The organism is Xenorhabdus sp. BG5, from assembly GCF_015163665.1.
GTDB lineage: Bacteria > Pseudomonadota > Gammaproteobacteria > Enterobacterales > Enterobacteriaceae > Xenorhabdus.
The window spans coordinates 75,454-88,592 of sequence record NZ_JADEUG010000008.1; the positions used below are offsets into that span (position 1 = coordinate 75,454).

A 13,139-nucleotide genomic window follows, 5' to 3' on the forward strand; every position below is an offset into this window, starting at 1 on the left:
ATCATCATTAAAACAACCCTATAAAAAATAAACATATTTTTAATATCTATCAGGAAGGTTCTATGACCCCATCATGGCTCAATTTAGCGTTGGATTCTCTATGGCCGATGATTTACGCCGGCCTGACATTCACTATTCCCCTCACGCTGATTACATTCGTACTTGGGATCTCATTGGGGTTTATCGTTGCTTTAATTAGGCTATATGGTCCTAAGCCACTGGTTGCTGTCGCTCGATTTTACGTCTGGTTGATTCGCGGTACGCCTCTGTTGGTTCAGTTATTCCTGATCTTCTACGCTCTGCCCAGCGCAGGCATTACTTTGGACGCGTTCACCTCCGCCATTATCGGCTTTACCCTAAATGTCGGTGCCTATACCTCAGAAGTGATCCGTGCCGCATTAATCTCGGTTCCCAAAGGGCAATGGGAAGCTTCTCACTCTATCGGCATGAGTTGGTGGCAATCACTGCGCCGAATTATTCTGCCACAAGCGGCGCGGGTTTCGATTCCTCCCTTGTCCAATACTTTTATTTCGCTGGTAAAAGACACCTCTCTGGCTTCTGTTATTACCGTGCCAGAAATGTTTCTGGCGGCACAACGCATCGCAGCCGTCACCTATCAACCGTTAATCCTGTATACCGAAGCCGCCATTCTCTACCTTCTCTTGAGTTCAGTATTATCGGCACTGCAAGTGCGGTTGGAAAAGAAATTCGCTCAGCAAAACAGCAGTCACCATAAGGAAGCCAAAAATGATTCAGCTTACCAACATTGAAAAAAGTTTCGACGGACAGAAGGTGCTGAAAAATATTAGCCTGACGATTAAAGAAGGCAGCTTGACGGCACTGATTGGCCCTTCCGGTAGCGGTAAAAGTACCTTGCTGCGTTGCATTAACCTGTTGGAGATCCCACAGGTTGGCAAGCTGGAAATTGGCAAAGAGCAGATCACTTTTACGGGTAAGGAACGATTGCCGCATCGGGAAATCCAGCGTTTTAGCCTGCAAACCGGCATGGTATTCCAGAACTTTCAGCTTTTCCCGCATCTGACTGTGATCGAAAACATTATGGAAGGGCTGATTTGGGTACAGAAATGGTCCCGCGAACGTGCCAGAGAACGGGCGCTAGCGTTGCTGGAAAAAGTCGGCTTATCCCACAAAGCGGATGTTTGGCCAGCCACACTGTCAGGTGGTCAGCAGCAGCGTGTGGCCATCGCCAGAGCGATGGCTCCTTCCCCCAAAGTGCTGCTGTGCGATGAACCGACTTCGGCGCTTGATCCCGAATTATCCAAAGAAGTCGTTTCGGTTTTGAAACAGTTAGCCGGAGAAGGCACCACCATGTTAATGGCAACGCACGATTTGCGCCTGGCGGCTAATCTTGCTCATGATGTCGTATTTCTGGAATCTGGCGAAATTATTGAATCGGGTACGGCAAAAAACCTCTTTACCCGCCCCAGTAAAGTGCGAACTGTCGAGTTTATCTCAACCTTGACAGAAACCTTACCGGATTGGGAAATATAGCGAGCAGTCACGTACATTATTTATTCGGAGAAACACGATGAAAAAAATTTTGAATTTATTACTGGCAAGTGCGACTGCCCTTGCTATTTCTGCCCCTGGCTATGCTGGCGAAGATTTTGATGCCATCAAAGCCTCTGGTATCTTTAAGATTGGCACGGAAGGCACTTATCCTCCTTTTACTTACCACGATGCCAGCAATAAATTAATCGGCTTTGACGTGGATATCGCACGGGAAATTGCCCGACGTTTGAACGTCAAACCTGAATTTATGGAAGTCAAATGGGATGGTTTGATTGCCGGATTAGATGCTAAACGTTTTGACGCGGTTATCAACCAAGTCGGTGTCACCCCCGAACGGGCAGCGAAATACAGTTTTTCCATTCCTTATACGACTTCTCAGGTTGTGTTGATAACCCGTAACGATAACAGTGATATTAAAACCTTCGCAGATATTAAAGGTAAACGCTCAGCCCAATCATTGACCAGCAATTACGGGCAACTGGCAACGTCTTACGGCGCAAGTTTGGTCAGTACAGATGGCTTTAACCAGGCCATTGATCTGGTTGCTACCGGACGCGCTGATGCCACACTCAATGATCGTCTGTCATTCCTTGACTTCAAAAAACAGCGCCCTAATGCACCGGTAAAAATTGTCGCCCAGCAAACCGATGCGAGCAAATCAGCCGTCTTGCTGCGTAAAGGGGATGCTGAGTTACTGGAAGCAGTGAATAAGGCCCTGCAAGAGATAAAGGATGACGGGACGTATGCCCGTATCTCTGAGAAATATTTTGGCGTAGATATTTCCAAATAAAATTTTCTTTGCTTGAGAATATGGCGGCATTTTTTATATTAGGCCGCTTTATTTATATTAAAAAATAACACACCTTCACAAATCAGCATCATTTATTAATGTTAATTAATATATTTAAATACACAAAATCATTTAACCAAACGCTATAAAAATTTATGATTCAATTTATTTCACTGAAAACAAAACAACCTACAAATGAGTTAAGGAAAATAAATAATGCTATCGGAAATGACCACTGCTTATCGTAAATCTAACGCATTGTTTGCTTTTGTAGAAAGCAAAGCACCACTATATTTAAGTACCCAAGATGGAAAGACTCTGGAACAACTTGCTCAACTATGCGATGTTTCCCAAGATAGATTCCATCGGCTATTGAATTATATGCTATCTCTTAATGTATTAACAAAAAAAGATGACAAATTTTACCTTACTGAGCAATGTTCATCACTAAGTGATCCAAACAGCCTTGAAACACTACATGTAAAATTCGAATTAAGTCCAATCAGCTGGAATGCATGGTCACAATACAGTGCATCCTTAAGTAAAATAAATAGTAAATCGGCTTTTGAACTTAGTCATCAAGAGAAATTTTTTGACTATTTAAGTCATGAACATAATAAATCGCTTAAATCTACTTTTGATCATTTAATGACAAAAATTACCGACACAATGAATAAACATATTATTGAGCACATTCCCCTAAATGGTATTTATTCGATCATGGATATAGGAGGAGGTCAAGGCTCTTTAGCCAAAAATATAAAAATGCATTACCCACATATCCAATGCCACGTTATGGATCAGTATGATTTTACTGAACGAGAATCAGAAGAAATCACTTTTATCAATGGCGATTTCTTTTCCTTTATTCCATCAGGATATGACGCTTATTGCATGAAAAATGTTTTGCATAATTGGCCAGATAATCAAGCCATTGATATTCTCAGGAATTGCCATAAGGCAATGGGTGAAGATTCCGTTTTATATATTATCGATATGCTTAAAGATCAAAATGATGCAGAGGCAGAGTCATTTGATTTACATATGGATATCCTTTTATCAGGTAAAGAACGGTATCAATCAGAATTTGAATCTGTAGCAAAACAGGCTGGACTTTCTATCACAAATACCTATAACCTGAATTTTTCCCTAACGGGAGGCAGCCAATACATTATTGAAATGAAAAAATAAAGTTTTAATAATCTGAATTTGAGATAAGAAATTGTGTCATTATTTTTTCTAACTCATCGCTAGGATTATAAATAAAAAATTCACCTTTCATCAAAATTTGGGCATTTCTCTGCACACTTGCATACTTTATATATTCACCATCATGTGTGATACTAAATTTGGATATCCCAGACAAATGCTCAATCCGTACAGTAGAGTGACCGTTAACCCTATTAGCATAATAAAGATGACTGGCAACCGTTCCGGGAAAACAGCAAGCAGCAGCTAAGCAGCAACCACCGGATACCGCGACAGATAAATGAACGTTTTTGGGCGTGAGATACCTGATAGTAATATCTCCTTTGGATAAAGAAGGCGCAACGATGGCGACTTTGGGTTGAGTGATAGATTCTGTTAAATCCTTTTCATTCATCACTGCTCCATTGTTCTGACGAATTCCCATCTTAATCCCCATCTCTACCCTGATTTGCATGATTTTTTCTTGTAATACTTGATTATTTTTAATTTCATTGGGATTTTCGTAACCCGAAACTCCCAAACTTTCTGCATTGATAATAATCATCGGTACAGCGACATCAATACACGTGACCGGAACTCCATTCACTTTATCAATCAAATTTCCTGTCGGAAAAAGGGCTTTTGTTTTTGAACATGCAGGATCCGCAAATGACACATTAATCTCAGGAAAATCACCCACCACACCAGGTATATGTGCCAGTTGGTATTTAGGTGACACATTCGCCATCGTACACACAATATTTTTATTGGTATTTGTATTATAAATACTTAACTTTCCATCGGGCATTAGCAACTTTTCCTCTGGGAGATCTCTTATTACCAAGGGTATTGATGAGGTCATATTTCCACAGTTAACTTCCCACGATACGGTACTACTCTCTTTTTCAAGTTGAGCAAAAGTGCTAATCACCTTTTTAGCTTGATAATCGATATCAATAATAAAAGCTTTATTACTGGTTGTCGTTTCCCTGCCCAATCCCTGTAGTTGTTTATTATTTTCATTTTTTCCTTCAAGGGGTACTCCCATGATATGCCTAAGAATTTCTTCTTTGAGTTCTTTTTTTTCTGGTAGATGTTTTTGTAATAAAACGATACCGGTTGAAGTTCCGCCTCTCACATAATAGAGAGGAATGCGAATAGGAAAAGATAATTTTTTCATATTATTACTATGATTAAGTTAGTTTTGTTATTGTTTAATAACATCATGAAACAGAAAAAATATATTGCATTAATGATAAACAAAACATAAACAAGGATTCTATTTATTAGTAATAGATTGTTGTGACTAATAACACCAAAGAGTTAAAAGGTATTCAGGCCATACATCCAGTTCTGATAAAAATAGCGCCCACTAAATCCCAAGTTTTTTATGACTATTTTTAATAACACAATTAATTAACGAGCTGATTATTTTGATTGATTTTTTATTAACATCAGGTTAAATGAGGTTTATTTATATAGCTTAAGATATAGGAGCTATCATATTTTCCATCAAAATAAAGTATTTATAATCAATAGAACTCAAAAGTTGACGGGCGAATATAATGAATAAAAAGACCACATCCACACCCCATGATGCGGCTTTCAAAGGATTTATGACTCAGATTGAAAACGCTAAAGATTTTTTTGACATCCACCTACCAGAAAAAATCAAGCAACTGTGTGATCTTAGCACATTAACGTTAACCAACTCGTCATTCATCGACCGACAGTTGCGTTCAAGAATGTCAGATGTCCTCTATTCGGTGCAAACGCAACAAGGGGAGGGTTATATCTATATCCTGGTTGAACATCAGTCTACCCCAGATAAAATAATGGCATGGCGAATGATGCATTATTCTTTTATGGCGATGAATCAGCATCTGCAACAGGGAAACAAGACACTGCCGTTGGTTGTACCCGTTTTGTTTTACCACGGTGATCGCAGCCCTTATCCTTTCCAGCAAACCTGGACGCAATGCTTTCCGTTGCCCGAATTGGCGAAAGAGATATACTTTAATCCATTTCCGTTAGTCGATGTCACTGTGATTGATGATAATGAACTGGTGAATCATCGCAAAATCGCCGTGATGGAACTGGCTATGAAGCATAAAAATTTGCGGGAAGGGTTTAAGGCCGTGACCACGTTATTGGCACAGGCCCTTAAGCACAATTATAATAGTGACAATGATGTGGTCACTATTCTTCATTACCTGTTTAACACGATGGATTCACCGCATTTTGAACAGATTATTCAGCAACTGATTGAACAGACAGATAGTCGTCAGGAGGTGATTATGACTATTGCTCAACGATTACACGAAAAAGGCCGGAAAGAAGGCCTTCAGCAAGGTCTTCAACGAGGCGTGCAACAAGGGGAAGAAAAGGGTCAACGTGATGCGCGACTCGAAATAGCACGTAACCTGTTGAAAAATGGTGCTAGTATCGAACTAATTATGGAAAGTACCGGCCTGAGCCGTGAAGAACTGCTTTCCCTGCAATAACCTCTCATCATTCCCTTTTCGCATTCTCTTACCCGCGTTTTTGGCGGGTAGGTGAAGTAATAAAAATCTAAAGAGAAAATAATGACAACAAAAACAACACACAATTACATTATTCGTCCCATTACTCAACAAGACAATGCAGGCATTGCCGCTGTGATCCGTGAGGTTTCTGCTGAGCATGGCTTAACCGCAGACAAAGGCTTTGCCGTCGCTGATCCCATTCTGGATACCCTGTACGAAGTTTACAACCAGCCACGCAGCGCTTATTGGGTGGTTGAAACGGATGGCGAAGTCGTTGGCGGTGGCGGTGTTGCTCCGTTGGCTGGTGGTGATGGTGATACTTGCGAATTACAGAAGATGTACCTTTCATCGGTATTACGCGGAAAAGGCATCGCCAAGCAAATCGTGAAGCAATCTCTCGAATTTGGCACAGAGCAAGGCTTTAAACGCTGCTATCTGGAAACGACAGAGAATCTGAAAGCCGCCATTGCCTTGTATCAAAAGCTGGGCTTCAGCTATCTTGATGAGCCTCTTGGCAATACAGGCCACAGCGACTGTGAAGTCAGGATGCTCAAAGCATTATGATGCTATATAGCTTTCGATTAAAGATAGTCAGCCCCACGGTTTAAATGGGGCAATTTGGTTTGACGCAATCTTCAAAAGACCTTAATGGAGTTTGGGTTCATCGTCCTCAGGGGGAAAGAGATCGCCATCATCTTCATCATCAGGCGCATTAGGGTCTTCAAAGTACGTTCCCCAACCGTCGTAATTTACACCGATCTTTCCAGCCAGATCCATGAGCTGCTCAACCTGTGTGTCGATCAATTCAGCTTCCAGACGACTTTCGCTGATCACATCACAACACATCAAAACAACACCGTCTTCTGTTTCCAGCTCTTCTGCATCCGTGACTTCATAGCCTAACCTAAAAGCTTCAAGGGCGGCCTTTTCCAATTGGTCGAAGTCTTCTGCCGAAAAATGGTGTTCAATAATATAGAGTGCATCCGGATCACTGCCATCTTCCAATAATTCTTCGATGATCAAGCGAGTTTCTTCACACTGTTCTTCTAAAGCATGTGGGTCTGCCATGCCAATCCCCTCTGTCAGTTGGCTGTCTTGTTTTGCATTCTCCCATCTTTTATGTACAAAGGATATATCTATCCAATTTTGTTCAAAAAAGAAATGCATAACATAAGCGGCTGATCTATAACCTGTCTTGATACCTTCACTCCGATAATCTCTGCACACAGGGCTTGTAATTGAATTTTTTATCGATGTATAGTGAATATAAATTCAATATTGCCTAATGGAGACAATGCATAATGAACCCATTTTTCAAGCGTTCTTTCCTAAGATTACTTGACATTACTCCCACAGAAATTAATACCCTTTTAACGTTGTCTCATGCATTAAAAGCGAATAAAAAATCAGGTTCTGAATCTCTCTTACTCACAGGGAAAAATATTGCCCTGATTTTCGAAAAAGACTCCACTCGTACACGCTGCGCATTTGAAGTCGCAGCCCATGATCAAGGTGCCAATGTGACCTATTTAAGCTCAAGCGGCAGTCAGATCGGGCACAAAGAATCCATCAAAGATACTGCGCGGGTACTTGGGCGTTTATATGATGGTATCCAATACCGTGGATACAGTCAGAAAATTGTCGAAACGCTTGCGCAATACTCAGGCGTTCCGGTTTGGAATGGCCTGACGGATGAATTCCACCCAACCCAACTATTGGCTGATCTAATGACGATGCAGGAACACAACCAAAAACCACTCTCTGAGATCAAATTGGCCTATTTGGGCGATGCCCGCAATAACATGGGCAATACCCTACTGGAAGCGGCTACACTGACAGGTATAGATCTCCGTTTGGTTGCGCCAAGAACATGCTGGCCGGAAAAAAATTTGGTTGCGAAATGCCAAAAACAGGCAGAAAAAACAGGCGGCCAGATCACCCTGACAGAAGATATTACGCATGGTGTAAAAGGGGCCGATTTTCTGTATACCGATGTTTGGGTATCAATGGGAGAACCAAAATCTATCTGGAAAGAACGCATTGCATTACTGAGGCCCTATCAGGTCAATATGGATGTTGTGAAACTCACAAGGAACCCAGAAGTTAAGTTCCTGCATTGCCTGCCTGCTTTTCATGATGAAGAAACAACACTTGGTAAGCAACTGGCAGAGGAATTCAATTTATATGGTGGTCTGGAAGTCACGAATGAAGTATTTGAATCAAAACACAGCATTGTGTTTGATCAGGCTGAAAACCGAATGCATACCATTAAAGCCGTAATGGTAGCAACACTGGTGGAAAACCTCGTGTTGTAATAGTTGATTTATATTTTGCGTTCGCTCATATTGGCAAAAATCAAAATGCCAATATACCCAGCTTATATAAAAGATGCACCCTATAGATCTACACTTTCAATTTAAAGAAGATAACAAAATAAAAATAGTGAGTTAATTCACTATTTTTATTTGCATCAACTAATGACACTAACAAAAATAATTTCAAGCATGTTTTTCTCTTTATACTATTTAAATTGGGTTAACAATCAATAACCAGAAAGATTTGAGCATAAAACAATATTTCAGCAGCGCGTTTTTTAGTAGTAAAATTTGAATTTACAACTTAATTGATACCTATCACAGCAGATAAACAGACTTTATAATAAAAAACCTGATTTTATTCCATATTAATTGACTTACCATTTTATTATATTGAGATAAAAATCCAACTTAAGTAATATGAACCAGCAGTTTAGCAGCAGGATGAAATTACCTTGAACTTTAACGAAAAAATTAAGTGAGGGAATTATGCCTAATATAAATAAACTGGAAAATAAGAATACCTGTTCATTTAATCCTGACCAATATAAAAGTGACGAAGTTGCCCCCGTTGGTTCCTTCCCGTGGGCAATGATTTGTGTGTATTTAGGAAAAAAAGTACATCGCCGTGATTGGGATATTCCTAATGAATATGTTCATCTTCGTCCCGCATCGGGGGATCTTCCACCGCTCATGGAAAAATTCGACAAAGATGATGGTGCTACAATTTGGACACCAACCCAACAAGATATTACAGGGTGTGATTGGGATCTATTGAAGTCAGAAGACAATAAGCCTGACCCCAAATGCCCTTTCAACCTAAACCAATACAATTTAACTGCACCCGTTGGTTCATTTCCGTGGGTGATAATTCAAGTGTATTTAGGAAATAAAGCACATCGCAATCATTGGCATACACCTAATGAATACATACATCTTGTTCACAAGGCAGAGGCTCCAGGTGGAGGTGAGGAAATTACTCACATTGAGAAGCTCGATAAACATGGCAACTTTGCATCTTGGACACCGACACAAGAAGACTTGATAGCTTGTGATTGGAATTCTTCGAAGTCAAATGACAATATAACCGTACCCGCCAGTTCTTTCTCATGGGCACTGGGCCAACTTTATTTAGGAAAACAGTTACATCGTAGTAGTTGGCCTGGCCTTAAAGAACATCTACGCCTTACCCACGAGCAGGGGAATAACAATGAACATGATGGGCCAACATATATCGAGAAGAGTGATAAAGACGGCTATTGGTCTTATTGGGACCCAAAACAAGAAGACTTGACGGCTTATGATTGGAAGATATCAGATGACAATAAGCCAAATCTGACATGTCCAGAAGATAGTCAGCTAGTTTTTGATATCACTTTAGGCATGCAACAGCATAGTTCTGGTATTTTTTTTGCGGGGTATTGGGGGGGGAATGTTCATCATACACCAATTCCTGAAGATAATCTTGTAAATCCTGATGGCTCTTTTGGTCGTTTAAAAAAAGTTGAGAAAATTGATGCAGATATATTTGAGCCTCTTAATGGCATTGCAGCATTCTATGTGCAAGAGGATACGGGAAATCCACCATCTTCCTCGTTAATCCTAAAATTATCAGCGGGGGGGCAAGGTGATTTGCGACACCTTTTAAGAATGAATAAGTTGTTATTTTTAATTAATTTAATCGTGAGGAATATAATAGTTGACAACGTAATCTATAGTTTACCTGTCTCAACGTGGAAATTATTGTATGGGAATAAAAACAATAACTCAGAGACCGATTACAATTATGCGGAGCTCTATATTAATTACGGAGATTCAGTAGACGCACGGAGATTAGGTGCCATACTGAAACAGGCAGCTAAAACAGGTGAAACCAAACGTTTTTGCCTAAGATAATACTAGTTAATAAAAAGTTATATCTTGAATAAAGTCACTTTCCGGGCATCGCTTTTTATCTCTGCCGTGACAATTATCCCCTATTGCCGCGGCATCCATTCTAAAACCGATAATCTATCCCCACATTAATCCCACTCATAGCGATAATGAAGATTGGCTCCGCGAATATTTTTAATAAAGTTGCAAGAAGCATTTTTTCATCACCTTCAATAATTATCCTTTATGTTTATTAAATGTTTTAACCGTTTAAAGTATATACCAATCTAACTTCAAGATGCGTGTGATTTCTCCCCGCAATGCGGGGGAGAAATCACGTTTCATAGCGTGTTGTAAATTGCAACTTGAAGTTTAATGCGTATATACCAATCTAACTTGAAGATGCAGGTTTTAAAATCTGAAAATTGTCAGTCAGTCGAGTCGTCAGTTCTTTCGCTTTTTCTGGCAACGTGACATGAAAAAAGTGACGAAGGGTTTCACGGAACGTCTTCGCATTCGGAAAATAAACATTGTTACGCACTTGCTCATTCATATATTTCCACAATCGCTCTATCGGATTGAGGTTTGGGCTGTAAGGCGGGAGGTAATGCAATTCAATATTCAGGACATACGCAATATCTTTCACCCACTCTGCTCGGTGGTAACCCGCCCCGTCCAGAATAATATGGATTTTTTGCGAAAGCGGGTAAGTTTCCCGGATCGCCCCGAAGAAATACGCGATATTTTCAGCATTGATGCTCGGATATTCACGAATCACGGTGTCTTCAATCCGTTGTAAATTGAGGGCACCCAGAATATTGAGACGGGTACGACTGCCAGTAGTTTCGACCACTTTTACCTGATTCTTTCCCGCTTTCATCCAGCCATAACTGAGCTTTGTGGACTGTGAAGGATGTACCGCATCAATAAATAGGATAGGCTCATTCTGACCCGCTCCGTCTTTCAGGGACGGGTAGTCATCAATAAATTGTTGCTGTTTATTCGCATCGAATTTATGCGGCACTCCCTTGGGTTTTTTGTAGCTGAAACCTTGGCGGTGAAGCCATTTCGTCATTCCACCCACGCTGAAAGAAACCTGCCAACGTGTTCGGACATAGGCCACAATTTGAGCGGTGGTATGCAGCAAATTTGCCGTCAAGTAGTCAATCAAGTCGGCGGTTTGTTCGGCAGAGAGATGGCTTTCAGAGCCGCCATTTTCCGGGGTGAGCTTTTCCTGCGCGATGAAATATTTTAGGTGACGGCTTACCGTACTTTCATGAATACGCAAGGCCTGTGCAATCATCTGGGCAGTCCAGCCCTCTGACGCCAAAAGCACGGCCTTGATGCGATCACAGACTCGACTGTCTCGAGTGGTATCATGCATCAATTCGAGGGCACATTTTTGTTCTGGTGTCAGATGAATTTTCATGGTTGTAAGCATGATCGGGTTTGGATAAGAAATCAAGCATCTTCAATGGCGATGGGTATAGATAGTTTCTGTAAGGCAATCGGATAAAATGCAATATAAGATTATTTTTTGATATCAACAAAGTCAAAACAAACGCGTTACTCTTTTTAATTGTCAGTCTCAAACGTCAGTACCACTTTAATCAACTAAAGGAAATGGCAATGAAATTAGAAACTTTATCCATCCACGCAGGTTATTCACCCGATCCAACCACCAAAGCCGTTGCGGTCCCAATTTATCAGACAACTTCCTACGCTTTTGATGATTCCCAACATGGTGCTGATCTGTTTGATTTAAAAGTGGAAGGTAATATTTATTCCCGCATCATGAATCCAACCAATGATGTATTGGAAAAACGTGTCACCGCTTTGGAAGGCGGTATCGGTGCGCTGGCGGTCGCTTCGGGCATGGCGGCAATCACTTACGCCATACAAACCATCGCCACAGTCGGGGATAATATTGTCTCTGTCGCAAAATTGTATGGCGGCACTTATAACCTGATGGCACACAGTTTCCCAACTATGGGGATTGAAACCCGTTTTGTTGATCATGACAATCTCGCGGCCGTTGACACCCTGATCGATAAAAGAACCAAAGCCGTCTATTGCGAATCCATCACCAACCCTAGTGGGAATATCATTGATATCCAGGCGCTGGCCGAGATTGCCCATCGGCACGGCATTCCTCTTATTGTCGATAATACCGTCGCAACCCCCTACTTATGCCGCCCGTTTGAACATGGCGCCGATATTATCATCCATTCCCTGACCAAATATATTGGCGGTCATGGCACCTCGATTGGCGGGATGATTGTCGATTCAGGCAAATTTCCCTGGGCAGCGCATCAGGATCGCTTTGCAATTTTAGGCACACCAGATCCTTCATATCACGGCATAACCTATACCGAACATTTTGGGGCTGCGGCCTTTATCGCTCGCTGCCGTGTCGGGCCACTGCGTAGCACAGGCGCGGCATTGTCGCCGTTCAATGCCTTTTTGATGTTACAAGGGCTGGAAACATTGGCGTTACGGATGGAACGCCATACTGAAAACGCCCTGAAAATCGCACAATATCTGGAAAAACATCCTCAGGTATCCTGGGTGAACTATGCGGGGTTGCCTGCACATCCTGAACATGATTTGGCGGTCCGTTATATGGGGGGCAAGCCAGCATCTATTCTGTCTTTCGGCATTAAAGGCGGGGAAAAAGCAGGTATACGCTTTATTGATGCCCTGCAATTGATTGTTCGTTTGGTTAATATTGGTGATGCCAAATCTCTGGCTTGTCATCCAGCCTCAACCACCCACCGTCAGCTAAATGATGAAGAAATGGTAAAAGCGGGGGTTTCACGCGATTTAATTCGCTTATCCATCGGTATTGAACATAGCGATGATATTATTGCCGACCTCGCGCAAGCGCTAGAGGCAGCAAAAACGCAGTAAACTCGT

At 41.4% G+C, this 13,139-nt stretch carries 12 protein-coding genes; 9 read left to right on the top strand and 3 right to left on the bottom strand.

From position 1 onward, the window contains the following. The first annotated feature begins 62 nt into the window (after positions 1-62). The 4 genes from IQ209_RS06450 (at position 63) to IQ209_RS06465 (ending at position 3,514) form a co-directional block, all read left to right on the top strand. On the top strand, positions 63-770 hold the full coding sequence (locus tag IQ209_RS06450; protein WP_193850067.1) for an amino acid ABC transporter permease: 708 nt from the start codon (positions 63-65) through the stop codon (positions 768-770). Then, positions 748-1,512 carry an amino acid ABC transporter ATP-binding protein gene (locus tag IQ209_RS06455; protein ID WP_193850069.1) on the top strand — a complete coding sequence of 255 codons (765 nt, stop codon included), beginning with the start codon at positions 748-750 and terminating at the stop codon, positions 1,510-1,512. The genes IQ209_RS06450 and IQ209_RS06455 overlap by 23 nt, the downstream gene beginning before the upstream one ends. 37 nt (positions 1,513-1,549) lie before the next feature. After that, positions 1,550-2,323 carry an amino acid ABC transporter substrate-binding protein gene (locus IQ209_RS06460; protein ID WP_193850071.1) on the top strand — a complete coding sequence of 258 codons (774 nt, stop codon included), beginning with the start codon at positions 1,550-1,552 and terminating at the stop codon, positions 2,321-2,323. 216 nt (positions 2,324-2,539) lie between these two features. After that, positions 2,540-3,514, top strand: coding sequence for a methyltransferase (locus IQ209_RS06465; RefSeq protein ID WP_193850073.1), 975 nt, complete (start codon positions 2,540-2,542; stop codon positions 3,512-3,514). Between the two features lie 4 nt (positions 3,515-3,518). Here the strand turns inward: IQ209_RS06465 and IQ209_RS06470 are convergent, their stop codons facing one another. Continuing rightward, positions 3,519-4,691 carry a PrpF domain-containing protein gene (locus tag IQ209_RS06470; RefSeq protein ID WP_193850075.1) on the bottom strand — a complete coding sequence of 391 codons (1,173 nt, stop codon included), beginning with the start codon at positions 4,689-4,691 and terminating at the stop codon, positions 3,519-3,521. A 385-nt stretch (positions 4,692-5,076) separates the two neighbouring features. On the opposite strand from IQ209_RS06470, the gene IQ209_RS06475 reads away from it, so the two are divergent. Both IQ209_RS06475 and IQ209_RS06480 read left to right on the top strand, forming a co-directional pair. Continuing rightward, entirely contained in the window at positions 5,077-6,015 is a 939-nt protein-coding gene (locus IQ209_RS06475; protein ID WP_193850077.1) for an Rpn family recombination-promoting nuclease/putative transposase, read from the top strand. An 81-nt stretch (positions 6,016-6,096) separates the two neighbouring features. Then, complete coding sequence (locus IQ209_RS06480) at positions 6,097-6,600, top strand: GNAT family N-acetyltransferase (protein WP_193850079.1); 504 nt, start codon at positions 6,097-6,099, stop codon at positions 6,598-6,600. A gap of 81 nt (positions 6,601-6,681) precedes the next feature. Here IQ209_RS06480 and rraB read toward each other — a convergent pair whose 3' ends face one another. Further along, entirely contained in the window at positions 6,682-7,104 is a 423-nt protein-coding gene (gene rraB / locus IQ209_RS06485) for a ribonuclease E inhibitor RraB (RefSeq protein WP_193850081.1), read from the bottom strand. Positions 7,105-7,337: 233 nt separating this feature from the next. Between rraB and argF the strand changes: the two genes are divergently transcribed. Together argF and IQ209_RS06495 are read left to right on the top strand one after the other, a co-directional pair. Then, the gene (gene argF, locus IQ209_RS06490) at positions 7,338-8,351 is read left to right on the top strand and encodes an ornithine carbamoyltransferase (RefSeq protein ID WP_193850082.1); all 1,014 of its coding nucleotides are present in this window, start codon (positions 7,338-7,340) and stop codon (positions 8,349-8,351) included. A gap of 489 nt (positions 8,352-8,840) precedes the next feature. Further along, positions 8,841-10,247 (top strand): MW1434 family type I TA system toxin, encoded by a 1,407-nt coding sequence (locus IQ209_RS06495; RefSeq protein WP_193850084.1) that lies wholly within the window; start codon positions 8,841-8,843, stop codon positions 10,245-10,247. Between the two features lie 367 nt (positions 10,248-10,614). Here the strand turns inward: IQ209_RS06495 and IQ209_RS06500 are convergent, their stop codons facing one another. After that, entirely contained in the window at positions 10,615-11,652 is a 1,038-nt protein-coding gene (locus IQ209_RS06500) for an IS630 family transposase (RefSeq protein WP_193850086.1), read from the bottom strand. Positions 11,653-11,852: 200 nt separating this feature from the next. Here IQ209_RS06500 and IQ209_RS06505 point away from each other — a divergent pair, with 200 nt between their 5' ends. Next, positions 11,853-13,133, top strand: a complete 1,281-nt coding sequence (locus IQ209_RS06505) for a bifunctional O-acetylhomoserine aminocarboxypropyltransferase/cysteine synthase (RefSeq protein ID WP_193850088.1) — start codon at positions 11,853-11,855, stop codon at positions 13,131-13,133. Positions 13,134-13,139 lie beyond the last annotated feature (6 nt).

Excerpts from the sequence above, each read along its gene's own strand:
- IQ209_RS06450 (WP_193850067.1), top strand. The coding sequence starts at position 63 with ATGACCCCATCATGGCTCAATTTAGCGTTGGATTCTCTATGGCCGATG.
- IQ209_RS06455 (WP_193850069.1), top strand. The coding sequence starts at position 748 with ATGATTCAGCTTACCAACATTGAAAAAAGTTTCGACGGACAGAAGGTG.
- IQ209_RS06460 (WP_193850071.1), top strand. The coding sequence starts at position 1,550 with ATGAAAAAAATTTTGAATTTATTACTGGCAAGTGCGACTGCCCTTGCT.
- IQ209_RS06465 (WP_193850073.1), top strand. The coding sequence starts at position 2,540 with ATGCTATCGGAAATGACCACTGCTTATCGTAAATCTAACGCATTGTTT.
- IQ209_RS06470 (WP_193850075.1), bottom strand. The coding sequence starts at position 4,691 with ATGAAAAAATTATCTTTTCCTATTCGCATTCCTCTCTATTATGTGAGA.
- IQ209_RS06475 (WP_193850077.1), top strand. The coding sequence starts at position 5,077 with ATGAATAAAAAGACCACATCCACACCCCATGATGCGGCTTTCAAAGGA.
- IQ209_RS06480 (WP_193850079.1), top strand. The coding sequence starts at position 6,097 with ATGACAACAAAAACAACACACAATTACATTATTCGTCCCATTACTCAA.
- rraB (WP_193850081.1), bottom strand. The coding sequence starts at position 7,104 with ATGGCAGACCCACATGCTTTAGAAGAACAGTGTGAAGAAACTCGCTTG.
- argF (WP_193850082.1), top strand. The coding sequence starts at position 7,338 with ATGAACCCATTTTTCAAGCGTTCTTTCCTAAGATTACTTGACATTACT.
- IQ209_RS06495 (WP_193850084.1), top strand. The coding sequence starts at position 8,841 with ATGCCTAATATAAATAAACTGGAAAATAAGAATACCTGTTCATTTAAT.
- IQ209_RS06500 (WP_193850086.1), bottom strand. The coding sequence starts at position 11,652 with ATGAAAATTCATCTGACACCAGAACAAAAATGTGCCCTCGAATTGATG.
- IQ209_RS06505 (WP_193850088.1), top strand. The coding sequence starts at position 11,853 with ATGAAATTAGAAACTTTATCCATCCACGCAGGTTATTCACCCGATCCA.